This is a genomic window from Pedobacter kyungheensis (genome assembly GCF_000812965.1).
Classification (GTDB): Bacteria; Bacteroidota; Bacteroidia; order Sphingobacteriales; family Sphingobacteriaceae; genus Pedobacter; species Pedobacter kyungheensis.
The window spans coordinates 44,347-65,611 of the sequence record NZ_JSYN01000006.1 but is presented as its reverse complement, the minus strand read 5'-3'; the positions used below and the strand labels follow the sequence as shown (position 1 = coordinate 65,611).

At 36.8% G+C, this 21,265-nt stretch carries 21 protein-coding genes; all 21 read right to left on the bottom strand.

Annotated features, from left to right (window positions below):
- Window positions 1–74: 74 nt before the first annotated feature.
- The gene (locus OC25_RS07170; protein ID WP_039473517.1) at window positions 75–1,076 is read right to left on the bottom strand and encodes a glycosyltransferase; all 1,002 of its coding nucleotides are present in this window, start codon (window positions 1,074–1,076) and stop codon (window positions 75–77) included.
- Window positions 1,073–1,807 (bottom strand): FkbM family methyltransferase, encoded by a 735-nt coding sequence (locus OC25_RS07165; RefSeq protein ID WP_039473513.1) that lies wholly within the window; start codon window positions 1,805–1,807, stop codon window positions 1,073–1,075. Before OC25_RS07165 ends, OC25_RS07170 begins: the two co-directional genes overlap by 4 nt.
- Window positions 1,808–1,841: 34 nt before the next feature.
- Entirely contained in the window at window positions 1,842–2,738 is an 897-nt protein-coding gene (locus OC25_RS07160) for a glycosyltransferase family protein (protein ID WP_245221923.1), read from the bottom strand.
- A 92-nt stretch (window positions 2,739–2,830) separates the two neighbouring features.
- A complete protein-coding gene (locus OC25_RS07155) occupies window positions 2,831–3,973 on the bottom strand; it encodes a glycosyltransferase family protein (RefSeq protein WP_039473507.1) in 1,143 nt (380 codons plus the stop codon).
- A complete protein-coding gene (locus tag OC25_RS07150) occupies window positions 3,970–4,674 on the bottom strand; it encodes a hypothetical protein (RefSeq protein ID WP_039473504.1) in 705 nt (234 codons plus the stop codon). Before OC25_RS07150 ends, OC25_RS07155 begins: the two co-directional genes overlap by 4 nt.
- Window positions 4,671–5,651, bottom strand: coding sequence for a glycosyltransferase family 2 protein (locus tag OC25_RS07145; RefSeq protein WP_039473501.1), 981 nt, complete (start codon window positions 5,649–5,651; stop codon window positions 4,671–4,673). The genes OC25_RS07150 and OC25_RS07145 overlap by 4 nt, the downstream gene beginning before the upstream one ends.
- Window positions 5,648–6,613, bottom strand: coding sequence for a glycosyl transferase (locus OC25_RS07140; RefSeq protein ID WP_156131417.1), 966 nt, complete (start codon window positions 6,611–6,613; stop codon window positions 5,648–5,650). Before OC25_RS07140 ends, OC25_RS07145 begins: the two co-directional genes overlap by 4 nt.
- Entirely contained in the window at window positions 6,586–7,602 is a 1,017-nt protein-coding gene (locus OC25_RS26790; protein ID WP_052266020.1) for a glycosyltransferase family 2 protein, read from the bottom strand. The genes OC25_RS07140 and OC25_RS26790 overlap by 28 nt, the downstream gene beginning before the upstream one ends.
- A complete protein-coding gene (locus tag OC25_RS07130; RefSeq protein ID WP_039473498.1) occupies window positions 7,603–8,766 on the bottom strand; it encodes a hypothetical protein in 1,164 nt (387 codons plus the stop codon).
- Window positions 8,744–9,598, bottom strand: a complete 855-nt coding sequence (locus OC25_RS07125; RefSeq protein ID WP_039473496.1) for a hypothetical protein — start codon at window positions 9,596–9,598, stop codon at window positions 8,744–8,746. The genes OC25_RS07130 and OC25_RS07125 overlap by 23 nt, the downstream gene beginning before the upstream one ends.
- Window positions 9,598–11,007, bottom strand: coding sequence for an MBOAT family O-acyltransferase (locus OC25_RS07120; protein ID WP_039473493.1), 1,410 nt, complete (start codon window positions 11,005–11,007; stop codon window positions 9,598–9,600). Before OC25_RS07120 ends, OC25_RS07125 begins: the two co-directional genes overlap by 1 nt.
- Before the next feature lie 7 nt (window positions 11,008–11,014).
- Window positions 11,015–12,133, bottom strand: coding sequence for a DegT/DnrJ/EryC1/StrS family aminotransferase (locus OC25_RS07115; protein ID WP_039473490.1), 1,119 nt, complete (start codon window positions 12,131–12,133; stop codon window positions 11,015–11,017).
- Window positions 12,134–12,136: 3 nt separating this feature from the next.
- Window positions 12,137–12,847 carry a class I SAM-dependent DNA methyltransferase gene (locus tag OC25_RS07110; RefSeq protein ID WP_167335370.1) on the bottom strand — a complete coding sequence of 237 codons (711 nt, stop codon included), beginning with the start codon at window positions 12,845–12,847 and terminating at the stop codon, window positions 12,137–12,139.
- Window positions 12,848–12,893: 46 nt separating this feature from the next.
- On the bottom strand, window positions 12,894–13,322 hold the full coding sequence (locus OC25_RS07105; RefSeq protein ID WP_039473484.1) for a cupin domain-containing protein: 429 nt from the start codon (window positions 13,320–13,322) through the stop codon (window positions 12,894–12,896).
- Window positions 13,323–13,333: 11 nt separating this feature from the next.
- A complete protein-coding gene (locus OC25_RS07100; RefSeq protein ID WP_039473481.1) occupies window positions 13,334–13,999 on the bottom strand; it encodes a class I SAM-dependent methyltransferase in 666 nt (221 codons plus the stop codon).
- An 8-nt stretch (window positions 14,000–14,007) separates the two neighbouring features.
- Window positions 14,008–14,958, bottom strand: coding sequence for a hypothetical protein (locus tag OC25_RS07095; RefSeq protein WP_039473480.1), 951 nt, complete (start codon window positions 14,956–14,958; stop codon window positions 14,008–14,010).
- Window positions 14,955–15,977, bottom strand: coding sequence for a glycosyltransferase family 2 protein (locus OC25_RS07090; RefSeq protein WP_039473477.1), 1,023 nt, complete (start codon window positions 15,975–15,977; stop codon window positions 14,955–14,957). The genes OC25_RS07095 and OC25_RS07090 overlap by 4 nt, the downstream gene beginning before the upstream one ends.
- A gap of 4 nt (window positions 15,978–15,981) precedes the next feature.
- Window positions 15,982–17,235 (bottom strand): ABC transporter ATP-binding protein, encoded by a 1,254-nt coding sequence (locus OC25_RS07085; RefSeq protein WP_039473475.1) that lies wholly within the window; start codon window positions 17,233–17,235, stop codon window positions 15,982–15,984.
- 8 nt (window positions 17,236–17,243) lie between these two features.
- Window positions 17,244–18,101: an ABC transporter permease gene (locus tag OC25_RS07080; protein ID WP_039473471.1), complete on the bottom strand. Its 858-nt coding sequence runs from the start codon at window positions 18,099–18,101 to the stop codon at window positions 17,244–17,246.
- A 63-nt stretch (window positions 18,102–18,164) separates the two neighbouring features.
- Window positions 18,165–19,316, bottom strand: coding sequence for a glycosyltransferase family 4 protein (locus OC25_RS07075; protein WP_039473468.1), 1,152 nt, complete (start codon window positions 19,314–19,316; stop codon window positions 18,165–18,167).
- Window positions 19,306–21,093: an asparagine synthase (glutamine-hydrolyzing) gene (gene asnB / locus OC25_RS07070; RefSeq protein ID WP_039473466.1), complete on the bottom strand. Its 1,788-nt coding sequence runs from the start codon at window positions 21,091–21,093 to the stop codon at window positions 19,306–19,308. The genes OC25_RS07075 and asnB overlap by 11 nt, the downstream gene beginning before the upstream one ends.
- Window positions 21,094–21,265 lie beyond the last annotated feature (172 nt).

The window sequence follows — 21,265 nt, the reverse complement described above, 5'->3', positions numbered from 1 at the left end:
TGCCGCTTCTTGGTAGGCCATTACTGTTTGTTTAACATGCGGTGCAATTGATGGATGTGAAACGATAACTTTCATTAAAACTGTTGGTACTGCTGTAAATATTGTTGGGTAATTACCTGTGCTGAAAACCTTGATTTGGCCATTTCCAAAACTGAGAGCCTATTTATGGAATTAATTTCGGTCACCCTCTCTGTTAATTCGTCAACAGTATTGCAGAAAAATCCGGTAATCCCACTAACTACTACCTCAGGTACAGCGCCCCTGTTTAAACCCAATACGGGAGTGCCGCAAGCCATCGCTTCTACCATCACGATCCCAAAAGGCTCATCCCATAAGATTGGCATGAGTAGAGCTGCCGCTTTACTTAGGATTTCGCTTTTTTGAATATCATTAACAGCCCCTACATATTGGATCTGATCGCTTAAGAATGGTTTGATTTTTTCATTAAAATAAGGTTCATAAAACTCAGGTATATTACCGGCAATAATCAGTTTTTTACCTGTTTTTATGGCCATTTCAACAGCTAAGTGAACGCCCTTGATCGGCTCTATACGCCCTAAAAAAACAAGGGGTGCATCTGTTGCGACAACTGCTGAAAAAGTATATTTATTAAAATTAACGCCATTGTAAACGGTTTCGGCACTGGCATATGGCTTAATTTGGTTGGTAATGTAATTACTGCAGCCGGTAAAATGCAGTGAATTTTTGCGAGAAAGTAAGTGGCCCCTTTTAATTTGTTTAATTGTGGGTTCCCGTTGATAACTCATCAGCTTTGGTGTTTTTGTGGGCATAATTGGCAATAAATAAGCCAACCTGCCAAAACTGTGCACCACATCAAACTTTTGACGATTATTATTTATTAATAAACTGTTGTTGAGCACATCCTTTAGCGAATTGCCACTGCTTTGGTAGGGTATGAGTTGGCTGTTTACACTAGATTTGCTATTGGCGAATAAAGTAACCTCATGTCCTAAGTTTAATAGTTCAACCACTATCATATCAATAATGCGTTCGATACCGCCATAAAACAGTGGCGGAACAGCAATCTCTGGATCTGCGGTAATACCTATTCTCATGAGTTTAAGAGTTCTTTTTTAACGTAAAGGTTGTTGGAATACCACAGTTTACGTTTATCGAATAAATTTCTCCGCGTTTCGTATATGCCACATAACATAAAACCTTTTTGCTCCATAAATGCTTCTACATCTGAAAAATGAACTTTTGTAATCTCCCTTTCATAGCCAACCTCCAATAGGATTATTTTTGTTTGGTTAATCAAGCTACCCTGGCCTTCCAAAACTTCAAATTCAAAACCTTCTACATCAATTTTGATGATATCGATCTGATCAATCTGCTGTTCAAGCAATACCTCTTCCAACCTCACTACCTCAATTTCCTCTTTACCAATGATGTTTTCGCTATTATAGGTAGCTTTGATAGAATTGATTGTATTTTCTCTATTAATTTCAATGGTAATTTTACCTGGGGCAGCGCCGAGTGCTTTTTGAAAAAAAATGATGTTGGGATAGTTTCCCAAATGCTTCAACAATTGATCGAAAGTATGCTTAACCGGTTCAAAAGCGATTATTTTGGCCAAGGGGAACCAATAGCTCAACTCTTTACTGATGGATCCGATATTTGCGCCTGCATCAACAATAACTGAAGGTTCTTTGGCTAGTATTCTTTTTGCATCAAACATCCAATTTCTACCATATGGGTAATTTTTGGAGATGAAATTAAGCTGTAGTTTTAATAAACCTTGTTCCAAACTTGAAAATGTTTTGCCTGTTAAGTATTTCCAGTTCATAAATTTTTGGGGTTATTCATTTCAATAATCAGGTTTAGGTTAAACTATATACCCCATTCAGAATTGATGACATTTGTTCTGCACTTTTTTCTAGTGATAGGTTTTCCAATATGTAATCCCGTGGCGAGAATTTAGAACGGTTTAAGGCTGAGTAGTACAACGGGAATTTGTTGTAAAACTCGTTTAGGTTTTTAAATTTATCGCCGCAACGTTCATCAAAATAGGGTACTGATGTTGCTTTTACCGGCGCTGTTTCGCCCCATTCAAACCGGCTAGGATCCAGCCATAAGCCTTGGTCCCAGGCCAGTATTGGCACGTTCATGGATAATGCTTCTTGATAAGCTAAACCCTGGCTTTCGTGTTCGCATAAAAAAATCATTCCTTTACTGCTGGCCAGTAATTCCTTGTAGGTTTTTACATCATAGGCTCCATAAACTATTAGCCGATGTGAGATCTGTTCTTTTTCCAAAAAAGCAACAATCGGATTAAGTAGGTTTAAACGATTTTGTTCCTGATCCCATAAAAACTTGACATATATCAAAATATCTATTTTTGATTCACTTGGCTTTGGCTTCCAAAATCCTGTATCAATTCCGGCGGGCCATATGCTACACGTATCTTTACCAAACCATTTATTGTAAATGTCTGCAGTCCATTTTGAATGTTGAAGATAAGTTGCAACAGGGTAATCCATAAACAAAGTTGGCCAGTTTGATGGGTGTGTCATCAAGCCAATACCTGCAACGAGCTTATTTGTTTTACGGTATCCGTTTAAGGCCTGCAATCCCAAACCAAGTACAATAATGTGGTCACGCTCGGTAATTTGATCGAAAGGGATATTGGTCAAATAAGGTTGTTTTACATGATCGAAAGCTTTGCAAAGGTTTTTAAAAACTATTTCTAAACTACTTATTCTTTCGCCTCTTATCACTTTTCTAATTTTGGGCAAAATATACCGGTCTCCCCAAAAGAAACGGTCTTTTACTGGCGGTTTTATAAAATAAATAATTAAACGTGGGCTGCTCAAGTTAAATGCTCAATAATTTTTTGGATTGAAGCGCTGATCGAATGATCAGATAGTGCTCTTTTCTGCCCAGCTTCTCTTAATTGCATCCTCATTTTTTTATCTGCCAGCAGCCTGCTGCATTGTTCGTCAAGTTCTTGGGCACTGGTATATGTTACAATCTCCTTTCCAGTTTCGTATAGTTCATCAATGCCTTCGGTCCATTCGGTTAAATAGCAGGCTCCAAGCATTGGTGCTTCAATATCCCTTAAGCGCGAGTAAGTATTTGGTTTTTGCGGCGGATAATTAAAGCTGGGATACCGGTTAACTCCAATGATGATATTGCTTTCTTTAGTGATTTTGATATAGTTTTCAAAATCGGGCTTACCCTTAAATAAACGGTCCAGTGCCGATGTTGATGGCGCTTTGTAAGAACGTGATCTGATTTTATTGGTATAAGCATAAAATCCATTTTGCCGTATAAAATCTAACTGGTTTAAAATTTTTTGCCTGGCTGAACTGGCAGGTATACTTGAAAGCCGATCCTTATTTAGCCAATCGCTTCCGTAAATGTTAATTATCCGTTCGGGGTTATGCTTAATTAAGGAGTCGAATAGTAAATGCCTTTGGATATCTTTTGATCCGATAAAAGAAATCTGATTATTTTCAGTTTTGTTAAATGATCTATATTTTGGCTCGACCCACATTGGCATGGGCAGGTTAAGGTAGTTTAACCTGGCTTTTTGATAAAATTTAATGGCTTTATATTCTGGTACCCAGTTCAAATTGAAAACATGAAATGCTTTAGGCACCGAACGGTAAAGCCGAACATGATCACAAAAAAAATTGACACAAAACACACCCATTTTTTTTAGTTCGCGAATACTACTTTCATCTATTTGCTGCGGGTATAAATAGCTTAGAAATAAATCAGCCCCCTGCTCTTTAACCTGTTTCAGCACCCTGCTCCAGGTAAAACTTTTCCAATCCTGAAATTCCTGATCAGATTGTTGAACGAGGCCCTGCGCCCAATCAACATCACTGCATTCAATATATTGGCATCCGGCTTCTGTAATACCGTTTTTAATATAGTATTCCCAAAAGCCGTATGCAGGTATGGGGTGTTGGGTTTTTGATTGAAAGAAGGAAAGAAAAATTTTCATTCTTCAATAATGCTTTTGTTTTCGAATCCGGCTATAGTGCCGCTAATACCCAGTTTGTCAACATACTCCGTATGGTAGCCAGCATATTTCAACACTCTAGCCCCTGCAAATTCAACGGACGCACCACGGGGGACATTAAAAACTGGTTTTAAAAACTGTTTGACAAAATTGATTAAGCTTCGTATGCCAACCACTCTTTGTTCATAGGAGAAAGTTTCATTCAAGGTTTTGAGCAGAAAGTCTTCATAAATGTGCTTATTTCTTACAAAATACCCCCTTGTAGAAATAGACGAGCTTTTAGTACCCAAATGGTATGGCTTAACTTTAAAATCATATGCTTCATCAAAGTTGGCTTTAAAATTTTCGTTGGGTAAATAGCGTGCACTTATTTTAAAAATAGGTTCATTTTCGGGTAAAATATCCAATATGGCCAAAAGCATTAAAAATTCGTTTATGCCTTTATTGATAAATTGATATTGTTTAACGTGTATCACCTGAACAGCTTTGCAGGCTGAATTAATTACATCCAGATTAGTGGAGACAGAATTATCAACCAGGATAATTTGGCTAAAATTACAGTTTTCGAGCGCCCTTAAGGTCGAAATGGTTTGCCTTTCTCGCTCTTCGCGGGTAAAATGGCTCCGTTTTGATTCCCCTTTTTTTTCCTCTGGATATAAGCATGAGGATACAATTGCTATCATGCAAGTTTAGTTTTAAATGCCATTAATTTTCGTGTAAACTTCCAACCCAAAATATAGTTAAGAGTTTTGGCGAGCTTGCCACCTCCTACATCTGCACTAAACTTACGATCGATGGGGGGTAATTCTGCTAATGCTTTGGCCGAAATTGTGGGGTAATTGGGGTAACTTAAAACTGCTACATTATGCAAAAGCCTGTAAATGGCAAAGTTTGCATCGTGCGAATCTGTTCTACTTAACAGTTGTTCCTTTTTAGACAATGCAGACTCGAGCAGGCTTTGATAGGCGGATTTAGTTTGACTAGCAGAAAGATTTTTAGCGCCTGTAGATTTTCTATAATAATTATATCCTTCAGTTTTTACTATTCCTTTTGATTGGAGTACAACTCTCGAGAAAAATTCGCCATCGTCATCCAGTGTTAGGTTTTCGTTCCAAAAACCAGCTTTATCAATAATCTTTTTTGGGGTAAGCCAGGTATTAGGCTGTACCATAGCCCCTTTATTATCTAAACCGCCCCATAGCCGGGTTAAAAAATAAACAGGATCATCCGTACTTTTGATAAACCTTTCTTCATACGCTGAAGGCAACAATGTAGGAAGCTGATCTTCTTTTTGAAAATGAATGGTGCTACAAACCATTAGTTTACCAGGGTTTTGAGCGGCAGCTAGCACCTGTTGTTCAATTTTATCTGCCGAAATAAAATCATCTGCATCCAAAAACTGAATATAGCTGCCCTTTGCTTCCAGCATGCCTTTATTTCTTGCCCTTGCTGCTCCACCTTTTTTTAACGAAAATAGCCTGATGTTTTCTGCTCTGTAGGCACTGGCCAACGCTAAAGAACCATCTGTAGATCCATCATCTACCAAAATAATTTCGATTTCTGGCCAGGTTTGTGCAATAACCGATTCAACGCATTTATTTAAGTAAATAGATGCATTATAAAATGGAATAATTACAGTGACCAGATCTTGTTTAATCATTTAGCTTTTAGGCTTTTCCACGCTGAAATAAAATAAGGCTTTTTGGATAAATCAACGTAATGATGAAGCGTTCCTTCTTGGTTTTCAACTTGTTTGTTGCTAGGATTTACAATATATTCTTCTTTCGGCAAACGCCTTTCGTTTCTATTGCAAGAAACGAGCATGGCTGTTAAGGCCTGTTCTAAAAAATAAGTGGTTCCTTCTTGATTTTCCAGTGTCTGTATCCAAAGTTCGATCTTTTCCCAATCGATTATTGCTGAATTAAATCCGATAAGACCAACATTTAACATTGGAGTAAGTTGAAACCCGCAAAGCTCTTCCATTAAGGATGTAGAATAGCCATAAGATTGAGTGCTATCTGCTATATCAATAATGCCGTTTGGTTTTTTAAGCCAATTTATTACGGCTACAGGCTCTTTCCAGAATAACATATCCGAATCCAATATCAGCTTATTTGTACCTGGTTTGTAGGTATGGATATCGGTTAATTTTTTTAAATGGTTGTAAACTTTTCTTTTCTGTCTGATTACAGGATACTTACCTAATGGCAAAACGGTATCCAGGTTTTGATTGATTGTATCTAAGGTAACCAATTCTGCCCCCGGTAAAAGTTTGGCAACTATTTCATTAAGTTCTGTATCAAAAGTGCCATCATCCATCAAAATAAACTTAAATTTTTCATCTGTGAGTTGAGTTAAGGATCTGATACAGAAAAGGGTTTGATATAAGAACTGCTTTCCTGTAAGGAAATAAACAGGTAGGCCATCGGGATAAGAATAAACAGGAGGTAATCTGTACGCTTCGGCTTTCATCTGTTCGGATCCATTAATCATTTTCCTGTATTGCATATGGCCGCCAAATCGTTTCACTAACCGTAAATACGATTTCGGCTTTCTGTACAGCTCATCAATAATCAGCTGTATTTGTTTTCGTTTTAGGAAATTAAAATATCTTTGATACACCCTAAACTAAATCTGTTAAGTCTTTTTGTTGGCTTTTCCCAAATTCCCTTAATTATTAAGCCAATTTTTTGCTGTTTTGGATACAAACTTGAGGCAATGGCATTTATATGGGCCATCCAGCTCATTCGGTCGAGGCCAGTCTTTGCCAATCGCGAAATTTTTAAATTCCCATGTTCAATATAGTACTGATAAATCTTATAGATTTCTTCTCCAAATTTAGCCTGATCTTTTAAAGTCTTAGACAACTCATGTAACCTAAAATTAACTAGGATACTGGCGGTATAATTAACTAATGGGTAATTTTCCAGTATAGATAAGATGAATTTAGCATCAAATCCAAAATGTAAATGTTCATCTATCGCTTGGTTCTGGATCAATGCTCTTCCTAGCCATACGCCTGGCTGATGAAAATTAAAACTTCCGTTCTGAGCAAAATAATTATCTATATTCAGGCCAGTGTTTTTGATCAAGCCATAATAGCTATCATCAACATTCTTACTATCGTCAACTTCCTTAAAGTTATTTACCGATCCTGCAATAATCTGATCAGTGCCTTTAAAGCATATTCCTAACTCAAATAACGCCCCATATTCAAGAAAATCATCACTGTTTATCCAATTAAATAAATCGCCGCTAATCAAATGCAAACCCTTGTTAATGGCATTTGCCTGTCCATTATCTTTTTCTGATATCCAATAATTAATAAACTGGCTGTATTTTTCAATAATTTCTTTACTATTATCAGTGCTTCCTCCATCTATAATGATGTATTCGAGGTTAGGATAGTTTTGAAGGAGAATTGATCTGATGGTTTGCTCCAAATATACGCCCTGGTTATAGCTTGGTGTAACAATCGATATTTTTGGCCAGTCCTTTTTAATGCTATAAATTTTAGGATCTACCTCTTTATCCCATGGCCAAGCCTTCAAATTTGTATTTTGCGGTAATTCGTTTAGCAACCCATTATTTTCGGTAATAAGATTTTTCATCTAATGGTTTAAAAGTTGCGATAAAAATTGATCAACAATATGGCTTACCATTAGACGCTCCTCGAAGAACTTAGCGCAGTTAGAAGCATCAATTCCTTTTAGGCTTCCGTTTAAAATATGAAAGCTGAGATTTTTTTCTGGCGTAATTAATTCACCAATTTTGTAATCCGCTAATATAGATACATAACTGCGGCATGGAGATAATAAAACAGGCATGTTTTGAGATAAGAAAGCTGAGAATTTGCCCGATGATAAACCTATTTCTTTAATGTTCATCCCTGTAAAAATACCGTCATCCGGAACATACATTACAATTCCATAATCAAAGCAGCTTAAAAAGCTCAAATAATCATTATAATTTTCGAAAACATCATCATGTATAATTACGTTTTTCCCTTGGGTCTTAAGCGCATTTAATTTGACAAAAACTGGGTTTTCGGGATGGAATTTAGTTTTGCTGTGGATAAGTATGTATTGATTTGGAGCTAGCCCATTTTCAATGGTATCAATAATCTGATTAATGCCCGACCATTCAGCCACACTCCCAGTGTGTACATAAACGGTATCGCTCTGCTGAAGGCCAAAGTCGGCTTTTATATACTTCTTGCCCTGATAATTTTTATTAATGATAGGATATACGGGAATAAGGAACCAGTTGTTAAAGTATTTAATTTTGTTTTCCTTTACTAAAAGCTCTTTTCTGATTTCATCTTGTATGATAATTGAAGAGAGTATTTTACTGTATTTCGATTCTTCTTTTTTTAATTTAACCAAGGCTGGGTCTGCTGCAATTTCATTTTGAAAAAAGATTTCAAAAGAGCAGTAGTGTATATTTAAATTTTTATTAAACACCCTAATCCGACCGGTGAGTACCAAACCAGCAGGATCAACTGCGATAAGGTGTTTGATTTTATTTTTTTTGATAAAAAAAAACATGCTCCAAAAAACTTTGAGGTAATGCAAGAGCTTGTTGGGCCTTTTTGGAAAGATTAGGCCATTGGGCGCATCAGCATAAGAGACATGCCTAAATTCACCAGGGATTTTACTATCTCTATTGTTATTGAACAACATTACTTGTATACCTTTTTTACCGAGAGCTTCAATTATCCCATATAAAGTGGGATTGGTAAAAGTATCGCGATTAAAAGTTATGATCCCAATCATTTTTATTCTTTATTAAAAAATTGGTCAAAAAAGTACTGTATTTTTCTCTGCTGCTTTCTACTAGATGATTCCCATCGTAAGTTTGAAGTGCATTTAAATTTGGGTAAGGGGGGATTCTTGAAACCTTTTTAAAATACAGCTCAACAAAACGTTTGGTTTCGATATTACGTTTGGTACTCCGCATTTTGGGATGGACCGGTAATTCCATCATATAGATTTTAACCCCATGTCGTTCAAAATAATCTATATACCTTTTAATTTTTTCTGCGGATTCTTTAATCTGTAAAGTATCTACGTATTTGTTTTCAAACTCCACGTTCCTGCTCATATTGTATGAGACATACCGCATGGCCTCGTTAAAATTAATTGTATGTGTTTCTGATGATAATTGCCCTGTTAAAACATTTATTGGATGGTTTTTTTCCTGTAAGAAGGGTAAATAGTTTAAAAAACTACTGTAAATTGGGTTTAATGCTGGCCTGATCAGGTTTTCATCAAGGGGCCGTTCTAACCAATTTGTTTCTAGTATAATGGCTTTCGGCAGTTTTTTTTTCTTCTTTATCAAAGCTAAGCCGGTAAGGCTTCCGCCACCAATAAAATTTAATGTAGTGGTACGTTTACTTAAACCTGGAAGCATTAAACCCTCAGACATTGAACTTCCAACTATTATTATATCATGAGTTTGGTTACCGAAGTGAAAGTCTTCAGCGCGAATCTGGTTCTCCTGTAAATAGCTGTAGTAACTGGCTTTTACAGGATACATCTTTAAAAATAGGGTATAAGCCAAAACAATGATAATAAACAAGAAAATAACCTTTAAAATAAAGCGCATTAAAACCTGAAATAGATAAAGTTACCACTAAAGCCTGCATTTGATAGGATTAAAAATAGCAGTAAGGCATATAGAAATGGTTTTAACTTATTAATTGTCAATGCGTAATGGTTTCTTAATAAGTGAAAAATGTAATAAAATAAAACAGGCAAACAATAAAAGAAAACGTACCACTCTCTATTGCTCAGTGTAAAACCATGCCAATAGGAAGGGGACAATGCTTTATAAAAATTAAGAACTTCATTAATGGTTAAGAGTTTAAAAAACAGCCAGGCAAACGATACAACCGTAAAAACCAAAAGTAACTTAAAAGCCTTGTACCAGGTGGCATTATTTGGTTTAAAATAGTTACTGATGAGCCTTTCTATGGCAAGCGCTAATCCATGAACCGTGCCCCATAAAGCAAAATTCCACGTTGCACCATGCCATAGGCCACCTAAAAACATGACAATAAATAAGTTGAAATAAGTTCTGAATACACCTTTTCTATTGCCTCCCAGTGGAATATATAAATATTCCTTTAACCATTTGGAAAGGGAAATATGCCACCTTGTCCAAAATTCGGAAAAACTTTTCGAGATATAGGGGAAGTTAAAATTGTTAATGAGATCGTAACCCAGTAATCTGGCCAAACCCAGGGCTATTAACGAATAGCCGGCAAAATCGGCAAAGATCTGAATTGAATAACCAAATAGCAGGGTAATTAAAGTGATAGGATGATAAATTTCAAAAGGATAAATCAGATCTGCTGTAATATCCTTTAAATTATCAGCAACAACCATTTTTAAAAAATATCCCAATATGAGCTGCTTAAATACTTTTTCCCAGTTGATATTTTTAAAATATTTAATCCCCATTTGCGGAATAAACTGATCTGCCTTTAAGATAGGGCCGGCTATTAAATGTGGAAAAAAAGAAATAAATAAGCTGGAGCGTATAAAATGGCTATAAAAGCTTTGGTTCTTGATGATACCTTGCACTTCTTTTTGCTTATAAGAATCGATCAATAAGCTAATCCCTTCAAAGGTGAAGAATGAAACACCTATTGGCAGTGGGATTAAAATTAAAAAATGAAAAAAAGGTTGTGCGTGTAAGCTACTATCAACAAAAGTTAAGGTAAATAGCTTGATATACTTGAAAAAGAATAAGGTGGCTAAATTAAAAGCAATACCCCAAAAAAGCCAGGCCTTTACATTTTGCTTTTTATCGGTACTTACTTTATAACTTATGATGGCATTAACCAAAATGGAAATTAACAGTATTGCGGTAGCTTTCCAATAAGCTGTTCCATAGAAGTAGGTGCTTACAATAACCAGGAATGGCGTTTGCCATTTTTTAACAAATGGTAAATAATAGATTGTAAATACAGCAACAAAGAAAAAAACGAAAGTGAGCGAGTTGAACAGCAAAACTAGTTTACGAAATTATTGCTTTTAATACTTCTGTTACCCTAATTAATTCTTCTTGCTTCAGGCCAAGGCCACTTGGTAAATAAAAACCTTTATTGGCCAATTCTTCGGCAATGGGGTAGGATTCATTTTTGAACAAACCCATGTTCTGAAAAACAGGTTGTTGGTGCATGCACCAAAAGAATGGCCTGGTACCAATTTTTTCTTTAGCTAGCCCCTCAACAATTATTTCTTTTATTTTAATACTTGGGGCCACAATGCCGAAAACCCAATTAATGTTGTGTGCGAATGCCGTGTTGGGTTTGGGCAGGCGAAAACCCAATTCGGTTAAAAAAGAAAGCTGGCTTTGATAGGTGTTACCAATATCTTTTTTTATTTTTAAAAAGTGATCAATCTGTTCTAACTGCGCTAAACCAAGTGCGGCTTGCAAGTTAGTCATCCTGTAGTTCCATCCCAATTCATGGTGAACAAATCTCGGTCCGTTTGGCTCAAAACAAAGATTCCTTAATTTTTTGCATCTTTCAGCCAGTGATAAATCGTTGGTCAAAATCATGCCGCCCTCTCCGGTGGTAATGTGTTTATTCGGGTAAAAACTAAAAATACTCAGATCGCCAAAACTGCCGCATTTTTGCCTGTTGTAGGTTTGGCCATGCATTTCTGCAGCATCTTCAATAATTTTTAGCTGGTATTTTTTAGCCAGTTTAAGTATGGGCCCCATATCAACGGGGAGTCCATAAATGTGTACTACTAGAATAGCTTTTGTTCTCGGCGTAATTTTTCCTTCAATCTGCGATACATCCATATTCCAGGTTATGGGATCGCTATCCACCAAAACAGGTACTGCACCAGCAGTAACAACTGATTGAGCTGGCGAAATGATCGTAAAAGTTGGCATAATTACTTCATCCCCAGCGCCAATGTTTAATGCCTTTACTGCAATATCCAATGCAGCAGATCCATTGCTTACAGCTACACCATATTTTGGACCAATATACTGACTGAATTGTGTTTCGAATTTATCAATAAATGGGCCTTCGCTACTAATCCATCCGGTTTCAATGCAGGCTGTTAAATATTTTAACTCGTTGCCATTAAGCATGGGAGTGTTAACAGGAATTGGATTCATGTATTAAATTTTTTTAAGAATGTAGCACACGCCCCAAGTATCTTCTGAAGGAATCGCTTTGGTTAAAAATTCTTCCGAATGTAAAATTTCGAATTGTGTAGCGAAAGCCAAAAGTTCTATTTCTGGTTTGCTAAAATGGCGCATGGGGTGTTTTTCGGTAAAGACGGTTTTAGTTCCTGATTTTAAGTCAGTAACTTCTATATCGTAGTTTACCTCTACAACATTTTGCTCTGGATAAATTATTGGATTTGCATTTCTAATTACACTGATCTTCCCATTGCTAAGCTGTTTCGTCCGTTTTTCAGGAATTAAGGCATGCACCGCGGCACTGTGCCAAACATCAAAAATAAATAATCCGCCCTTATTTAAGTACCTATACACATTTTGAAAGGTAAGAATTAAATCTTGGTTACTATTTAAATAACTGATTACATGAAATAATGACAATGCAATATCGAATTGCTTATTCACTTCAAAAGCGCTAATGTCCGAAACCTGAAATTCAATATTTTCGCGCTTACTTTGATTGGCAATATTAACCATTTCGGAACTGCGTTCGATTCCGTAAACATGATATCCGTTTTGGGAAAAGAGATTAGCATGCCTTCCGGTTCCAGAGCCCAGTTCAAGCACGTTTTTGCTTTTCGGCTTATATTGTTTGATAAGCTGATCAATATAATCGGTTTCAAGAGCATAATCTTTATCTTTATACAAAAGATCGTAGTATTGACTATAGAGCCTAAAATTTTGCAGCATTATTTTAAGAGGTAATATTAATTTTATTGGGCTTATGGTCGAATCTTACCTTGTCTTCATCGCCACAGTATGGTCCCTGTTTAATTTCGATCATTTCTGAGCTTTCCAGCATTTCAAAACCATGTCCGCCGGCAGCCAATAAAATTACATCTCCGGTGTTAACAATTCTGCTTTCCAGATAATTGCGTTCATCATCATAAAAATCAACGCGAACTTTACCCGATTTGATATAGAGTACTTCTTGAGTTAAGGTAACTTTGCGCTCCACCAAATTATGAACATGGGGGGCGATAATGTATCCCTTAGGCCTGTTCATGTAGCCTAATTGCTGGGAAAAATCTCCAGGGGTAAAAAATTCGATACCGTCTTTTTTAAACTGTGCCCTCACAATGACAGCTAGTAGCTTAGATTGGTGGTATACTTGGACTATCATTTCTGAATTTTTTATTTTATATATACAATAAACTGATTTTCGTTCAATAAGTGCACATTGTACTGACCAGATGAAATAATTGTTTCATAAACAGTTTTTACACCTGGATAGCTAAAATCATCAAAAGCAATTATAAGTTTTGGGTTGGCCGCGAACAAGGTTTCGCAGTTTTTCCAATCTTCTTTTACAACACTGTAATCGTGGCAGCCATCAACATAAATTAAGTCTATTTTTTTTGAATTTGTTTTAATATATGCAGGAAGTGTAATGATAGTATCGCCTTTAACAAGCTCATACACATGTGGTGTAATAACCTGGCTTAGTTTCTCACTAACCTTAGCAAAGCTATGCGCACCTGATTCAAATTCCCAGTAAGGAAAATCAGCCAGATTGTATGCTTTATAATCTTCAGGATAGTGTTCTTCCAAGTATGTTATTTCATCAAATAGGTCAAAACCTATATAATTTAGGTTCAGGCTAAAAAAGGTTTTAAGCCAGCTAATTAAAGCAATAGCATTATCTCCCTTAAATACACCTATTTCTAAGAAGCAGAAGCTATCTATTTTGTATTTATTAATGAGATAAAAAGCTACATCATTTAAGCTATTACACTGGGTTAAGCTAGTTAGTTCTCTAACTTTTTTAAATCTTTTTAATACTTTTTTGATGCCGAACATGGCTGTTTTTAAGCTGTAATGTAAGTACTTCTTTCGTAATTTTTCCTATCTAGGTAGTTTTTGAAAAGGGGGGTTGCTATCTTTCTGATCAATTTGTTTGTCATTTTCGAAAATAAAGTGTTTCCTCTGAAAATACCCTTGGAAGTTAAAAGAAATGCATTTCTGTAATAGCTTATATTTGTTCTATTAAGCGTTTTGTTCTTCGATGCTGCTCCATAGTGTATGTATGAGTTGTAATAAAATACAGGGCAGTGGATAAAATTGAAGCCTTTTTTTCGCAAGTGTTGCTGGAAATATGCCGCAGAATCGTATGCTACTATTTGATTACTACTGTCTATTTCTTCATAATAATAGTGAGAACCATTACAGAGATTAAATGCCTCGAGTTTGTAAATACAGAACCAAGTATGATTTCGCTCTTGTAATATTATTTTTCTGTTACTATAGCTGTCATAAATAGGTTGTGGGCTTGTTGCACTGTAGCAAGTGCTTGCTCCAATTAATGATGGGTTTTTAGATAGCTGACTGATAAGGTAGAAGTAAAAGTCTGCATTCAATATTTCAAAATCAGCATCTACGGTGGCAATATATGGTGTGTCTATTTTTTTTAGTTCTGTTGTCCAAAGTTCATCACAAAGCTCATTATAACCTTCAACCTGCCGGCTAATCCCCTCTGGAGAAGTTACCATCTGTCCGGGATAAGGTTTTTCAGCCAAACTATTAAGCTTTCCTGTGTTATCATACAAGTTAGTGTAAGGATAATTTGCCCATTTTTCTAAATAATAGGTTTTATTTTCTTCAGAGAGGTTATTCAGATAAATGTATAAAACGAAATCTTTTCCTCCAAAAGCTTGATTCCGATGGTAAATTTTGTTGTAACTTTTTATAGCAAAATCTGCAATGATGCAGTCTCTGTCGGTAACAAGCATAAAAAAAGTTATCTGCGGCGATTTTTTCATGTAGATGGAAGTTGATAATCCCAATAATCGTTTTTTAATACCCATTTTCTTACTTCAGCTTCGCGGCTAAAATGAGTTTGATGAAAATGATAGCCTGATTTTTCTGCTGCTGCTAGATTATCTATAAGTGCTTTTATTTTTGGAGAAATATTTTTGTTAGTAGGGTGGGCAACGAATAAGCGCTTTACCCATTGATAGTATGGATGAATGCGGTGTCTAAAGTTTGCCGGTTTTGTTAAAGTTTTTGATGGTTGCTTTCTTAAATCAGTATAAGAATTACATACTCCTTGGTAAAAGGCTCTTTTTTTAAAATATTCGATAGTTAACCTATGCTTAGAAACATGATGGTAAAGCATTAAGCCAGGGATGTATTTTGCTTTTAACCCTTTTTCAATGGCCTTTAAGGTTAGTCCAGTTTCTCCATCGCCTTGATATTGCTGCAGCCTATCGGGGATACAATCTGGATGAAAGCCACCTAAATAGATAAGGGTCTTTTTACGGATACAGAAATTAAGCCCCCAAACAAAGTTGGGATCTATCTCTATTTCACTATCGCCAAAATCGAGTAGGCTTAGCCAACCACAATACTGCCCTGAATGGCTACGCTGCCAAAAATGAGCAAGCCATTGTGGTGGTTCAACTTCGTAATTTGGTAAGCAAGGGCCAGTTGCCAGATGCAGATTCTTGTCGTTTAAAAAAGTTTCGGCAAGATTTTTTAAGTATCCCTGATTGAGTATTATATCATCATCTAAAAAACACAATATTTCGCCTCTTGCTATATCGGCTCCATGGTGTCGGCCTGTAAGTAAGCCAGGCATTGCATCGTATCGATAAATCAGGTTTGGAATTTGAACCACGAATTTTTCAACAACTGTTTTGGTATCATCGGTCGAACCATTGTCTACAACAATTACTTCAGCGGGTATATGCCAGTCTTGTTTAGCCAAGCTGGCCAGTGTGACTGTTAATTGGTTTGCCCGGTTAAATGTTGGAATTATGATGGAGATGATCAATTTCATTGATTTAGCTGTAGCTAATCTGGATAGAAGTAGGTGCCGAAATAAAACCATCACTTTTATGATATGGGAACACGCGGTTTTTAGTCGGGTTTTGCGCAATTTCAAATACTAAAATATCTTCTTGTCTATTATATGTAACGGTATTTTGTGGGCCTATCCAAGGACTTAGGCTGTAAAAGCCAGGAACTAGCCCAGTGAGCTCAACTTTTAAGTCGAGATTGGCAGTACCTTGGTTTATTTGTATAAAAGGAGTAGCTGATGGCATCGATTGGATAATGGTTTTGCCACGATCATCTTTAATGTCGAAAGTAATAAATGCTGGAGCATATTTTTGATCTGAAACAAGGCGGGCATTAATATTAAGTGTTAGATATGGTTGATTTCCGGTAATATCTATAGCAACGGATTCAAATCTTGGCGAATGGTTTTCGTTGGTGCTTTCCCAAAGCAAAACCTCATTTTGACTAAATTCTTGATAAATATTAATGGCTTCTTCTACAGCTGAGCTGATTTGTTTTCTGCCATTTTGCAATACAATCCCTTTTTGGCAGAGCGCGGAAACCGCATCCATATTGTGACTAACAAACAATACTGTTCGTCCTTCACCCTTACTCACTTCACCCATTTTCCCGAGGCATTTTTTCTGGAATTCGGCATCACCTACAGCCAAAACCTCATCTACTATCAATATTTCACTTTCTAAATGCGCAGCTACGGCAAAGGCCAACCGTACGTACATGCCGCTACTGTAGCGCTTTACTGGTGTATCTAAATAACGTTCAATTCCAGCAAAATCAACAATTTCATCTAATTTGCGTTGAATTTCCTTTTTGCGCATGCCTAAAATGGCACCATTTAAAAAAATATTTTCTCTCCCGCTTAACTCTGGATGGAAACCCGTGCCTACTTCTAATAAACTCGCAATGCGACCCTTGCCAGAGATTTTGCCAGTACTAGGAGCAGTTACTTTGCTTAATATTTTAAGTAAAGTACTTTTCCCTGCACCATTTCTGCCAATAATGCCAACCGCATCTCCCTGCTCAATTTCAAAATTGATGTCTTTCAAGCTCCAAACCATATTGCTTTCGCTTTTAATATTTTGATCATTGCTTTCGCCAATGCGTAGAAAAGGATCTTCTTTACCACGAATACGGGCATACCAGCGTTCTAAATCACGACTAATTGTTCCAGTCCCTATTTGTCCCAATTGGTAGGCTTTGCTCAGGTTTTCTACTTTAATCGCAATATTTTTCGACATGGATTGGGTTAAACAGTATCAACAAAATTCTTTTCTACTTTATTGAAAACAACTATGCCTGTCAATAAAATAACAATAGTTATCAAAGAAGTATAGCCCAAATATTCCCAGCTAAAGGCCCCTTTGCCTAAAAAACCATATCTAAAGGTCTCAATTAGACTGGTCATGGGGTTAAACTCAATGAGCCAACTGTATTTTGGGTATTTCTCAATTGCTGTAGATAGGGGGTAGATCACTGTAGTGGCGTACATGAGCAATTGTACCCCAAAGCTGATGAGGAACGATAAATCGCGGTATTTGGTAGTCATAGCCGAAATGATCATTCCTAAGCCTAATCCTAACAACGCCATTAAAACAACCACTAGTGGGAATAAAAGGATAGCCCAACTCGGTTGAAAATGAGCGCCTTTTGCAAAATAAAAATAACCCATAAAGAGAAAGAACAGAATCAGTTGCACTCCAAAACGTACTAAATTGCTTACCACAATACTGAGCGGCATAATTAACCTTGGAAAATATACCTTTCCAAAAATACCAGCGTTATCTTTAAAAACCGATGAGGTTTTGGTTAAACAATCAGCAAAATAATTCCAGGCGGTAATGCCTGCCATATAAAATAAGGGTTTTGGCAATTCATCTGTTGATATACCTGCTAAGGTACCGAAGATAAAAGTGAAAATAATGGTGGTAAATAAGGGCTGTATAAAAAACCAAAGGGGGCCTAATATGGTCTGTTTGTAAAAAGAAACAAAATCTCTCCTTACCAACAGTACCAGTAAATCGCGATAAGCCCAAACTTCATTCAGTTTCAGGTCGAATAACGACGAACTTGCCTCAATAGTCCAATCTTGTTCTTCCTTAACCATAAATATGCTGATTATTCATCATGTTTTCAATGTTGTCATTTTCTAACCGCTAACCAGTAATGCTTAGCATTCTGCGAGCTCAGCATTACTAATTTTTCTATTTAATAGCAGTTTACGCATCGATTCGAGATATTGTTGGTATCCAAATGCCTGAATACATTTTTCCTGAAGGTTTTTTTTCTCCTGTTGTGTTTGTACATGCCGAAGCAACGAGCAGATGCTGGTTAATATTCCTTGTTGATCGTCTGGATCGACAAGCATCCCCAGTGACCCTCCACGAAGTGCATCTACACTACCATCTTTATTGCCGGCAATTACCCTGAGCCCACTTGCCATTGCTTCTATAAATACAATGCCGAAACCTTCCTTTTTGCTGGGCAGAATAAAAAGATCGGACAATAAAAAGTGTTCGGTTAGCTCTGCCTCGTCAATAAAACCAATCATTTTGATGTGGTTTTGAAGCTTGTTTTTATCTATCAGGTCATCCAATCGTTTCTTTTCTGCTACATCCCATTTGCCGGCGAGTAAATAAACCAGGTTAGGAAATTTTTCCAATAATTTTGGTAATAACCCGATGGTATGGTCGTAACCTTTATATTTTTCTGATGAGGATAAACGGGAGAGGGAGAACAAAATAATATCCTCAGCCCTTAAATTATACCGGTTTAATAACAACTGTGGTTTTTTAAACTGAGTAGTAAGATGATAAAAAGGGTCGAGGCAATTGTTTAGTACTTCAATCCGTTCTGCAGGAATATGGTGCAGATCCATAACCTTTTGTGCAGTGAATGCGCTTACACAAATAATTTTATCGAGTTGTTTCAGCATCCTGAGCTTTGCATCCGAGAATTTCTTCCAGATTTCGATACCGTGTGCCAGCAGGTAAATTTTTTTGTTGGGGTGTATTTTTTTGATGAAATAAACAATATTGATGAGGTGGATGTGGCTCAGCAAAATTACATCTGACTTTAAACCCGCCAGAAATGATTCTACTACAAAACGTTCCCGTTTCCCTGCAAAACCCTTAAATTGTTTTTTGCTTAAGTATCTCGAATCGCGATCGGTATTCTTATCATACATCGAAAATACCGTCGACTGTACCACTTCTTCTTCGCTTAAATCGTACAAAACGCGGCTTACGCTGCGGCAAACTTTCTCAATGCCACCAGTTAAACTAAAGGTTTTAAGTGTTAAAAATAAAACTTTAACTGGCATGGTAGGTTCTGTATAAAGCCAGTGCCGAACTCCAGTGCAATTTATTTTCAGCAAAGTTTTGCATCAGCGTTTTTGCCCGTTTATTGGTGTAGCGCGATGGATCCGCAATGTCGCTGTTTTTACGCATCCACTCCTGAAATGGGAAAGTAAAGCCCATTTTAGACCTTTTCCAGGTTTCTGCTGGCAAATCTTCCTTATATGCTTCTACCAGCAATTTCTTTTTCTGCTCATAACTGAATTTAATTTCGTTAGAGATAGAAAGCACCAGTTTTACGAAGTTAATATCAAGAAAAGGTACACGCACTTCAACACCATGGCTCATGCTCATAAAGTCAGTATCTTTTAACAGCTGGTTTTGCATGTACATATTAAACTCAAACCAGCTGGCCCGGGTTTCATTGCTGGTTTTTTTAATTCCGGATTGAATGGGAATCTCCTCCAGGCAATCGATCACCGTTTTCATGTCAATATCGAGCAAATCGGCAATTACATCAGGCGAATAAACGCCTCTTAAACAAAGATATTCGCCAATAGGGGAGTTGAGGCTGAGGTAATACAGACGCTTAAACCTGGTATTGTTAGCGAAACGCATGCTCCTCAAAACACTTTTGCTCAGCCAGTTTAAATTCTGTATTTTGTGAATGCGATCAAAAGACGGATAGCCACCAAAAAGCTCATCTGCACCCAAACCTGAGAGCACTACTTTTATACCATTTTCTTTTGCTGCTTTGCATACAAACCAGGTATTAATCCCATCGTTGGTAGGCTGATCCATACTGCTTAAGACCGTTTCGAAATTTTGTACGAAATCCCGGTACGTAATTAAACGTTCAATTTTATGCGCATCTATTTTTTGCAATAAGCTGCTACGTTGTTTTTGTTCAGAAAAATCTATTTCGTTAAAATTGGCCGAAATGCAGGATAATTTTTTGCTATCGAACTGGTTGGCCAAAATGGTAATGATGCTTGAGTCGAGCCCACCGCTAAAGAGCACGCCTATATTCACATCCGAAATCATTTGTTGCCTGATCGAATTATTCAGTTGCTCGCGGATTTGATCAACAGCATAATCTTCATTGCGGATATAAGTGGTATTTTCGAACTCGTGATAGGATTGGGTAAAATGTTTGGCATTTCTGAGGTTGTATTTCAAAAATGAACCTTTGCCTAAACTGCAAACACCTTTAATTGTGGTGTAGGGCTCAGGGATATGACCGAACGCAAGATAATAGATTTTCCAGTTACTGTTTTCCTGATAAATACCAGCATGTTTAAAGGCTTTAACCTCTGATGCAAAAGTTAAGGTTTCCTGGTCAAAATGATAATATAAAGGTTTAATCCCGTTTTGATCCCTGACCAGATAGATACATTGCTGGCGTTTATCAAAAATGCAAAAGGCAAAAATGCCATCTAACTTACCAAAGGCAGTTTCACCCCAATGTTGGTAGGCATACAATATAACTTCGGTATCGGTTTGTGTTTTGAATATATAGCCCAGGTTAATCAGCTCGGTGCGGATTTGCTGATAATTGTAAATCTCACCATTATAGGTAATTACAAAATCTGCTTTATGGCTTACCATAGGTTGATGGCCACTGTTGCTAAGATCTAAAATGGCTAAACGGCGGTTACCTAAACAAACAGATTCTTTTTGTGCGGTATAAATGCCATAATCGTCAGGGCCACCATGCTGCATGCTATCACACATGGCTTTCACTTGACCATTTACCTTTTCTAAAGAATTTTTGCTGTTAATAATGCCTGCTATGCGACACATATTCTTTTTTCCGACGAATTTTTATGCTTTTCAATCTGCACCAGATACAGCTTCGCCCCCTCAGTCACATTTTATTTTAAAAAATGACTGACTATTTATTTTTATGAATAATGCTGAAGCATAAAGCTCCAACGTTTTCTTAATTAGTATTTGAGTTATTCTGTCTCATATC

Excerpts from the sequence above, each read along its gene's own strand:
- OC25_RS07170 (WP_039473517.1), bottom strand. The coding sequence starts at position 1,076 with ATGAGAATAGGTATTACCGCAGATCCAGAGATTGCTGTTCCGCCACTG.
- OC25_RS07165 (WP_039473513.1), bottom strand. The coding sequence starts at position 1,807 with ATGAACTGGAAATACTTAACAGGCAAAACATTTTCAAGTTTGGAACAA.
- OC25_RS07155 (WP_039473507.1), bottom strand. The coding sequence starts at position 3,973 with ATGAAAATTTTTCTTTCCTTCTTTCAATCAAAAACCCAACACCCCATA.
- OC25_RS07150 (WP_039473504.1), bottom strand. The coding sequence starts at position 4,674 with ATGATAGCAATTGTATCCTCATGCTTATATCCAGAGGAAAAAAAAGGG.
- OC25_RS07145 (WP_039473501.1), bottom strand. The coding sequence starts at position 5,651 with ATGATTAAACAAGATCTGGTCACTGTAATTATTCCATTTTATAATGCA.
- OC25_RS26790 (WP_052266020.1), bottom strand. The coding sequence starts at position 7,602 with ATGAAAAATCTTATTACCGAAAATAATGGGTTGCTAAACGAATTACCG.
- OC25_RS07130 (WP_039473498.1), bottom strand. The coding sequence starts at position 8,766 with ATGATTGGGATCATAACTTTTAATCGCGATACTTTTACCAATCCCACT.
- OC25_RS07125 (WP_039473496.1), bottom strand. The coding sequence starts at position 9,598 with ATGCGCTTTATTTTAAAGGTTATTTTCTTGTTTATTATCATTGTTTTG.
- OC25_RS07115 (WP_039473490.1), bottom strand. The coding sequence starts at position 12,133 with ATGAATCCAATTCCTGTTAACACTCCCATGCTTAATGGCAACGAGTTA.
- OC25_RS07105 (WP_039473484.1), bottom strand. The coding sequence starts at position 13,322 with ATGATAGTCCAAGTATACCACCAATCTAAGCTACTAGCTGTCATTGTG.
- OC25_RS07100 (WP_039473481.1), bottom strand. The coding sequence starts at position 13,999 with ATGTTCGGCATCAAAAAAGTATTAAAAAGATTTAAAAAAGTTAGAGAA.
- OC25_RS07095 (WP_039473480.1), bottom strand. The coding sequence starts at position 14,958 with ATGAAAAAATCGCCGCAGATAACTTTTTTTATGCTTGTTACCGACAGA.
- OC25_RS07090 (WP_039473477.1), bottom strand. The coding sequence starts at position 15,977 with ATGAAATTGATCATCTCCATCATAATTCCAACATTTAACCGGGCAAAC.
- OC25_RS07085 (WP_039473475.1), bottom strand. The coding sequence starts at position 17,235 with ATGTCGAAAAATATTGCGATTAAAGTAGAAAACCTGAGCAAAGCCTAC.
- OC25_RS07080 (WP_039473471.1), bottom strand. The coding sequence starts at position 18,101 with ATGGTTAAGGAAGAACAAGATTGGACTATTGAGGCAAGTTCGTCGTTA.
- OC25_RS07075 (WP_039473468.1), bottom strand. The coding sequence starts at position 19,316 with ATGCCAGTTAAAGTTTTATTTTTAACACTTAAAACCTTTAGTTTAACT.
- asnB (WP_039473466.1), bottom strand. The coding sequence starts at position 21,093 with ATGTGTCGCATAGCAGGCATTATTAACAGCAAAAATTCTTTAGAAAAG.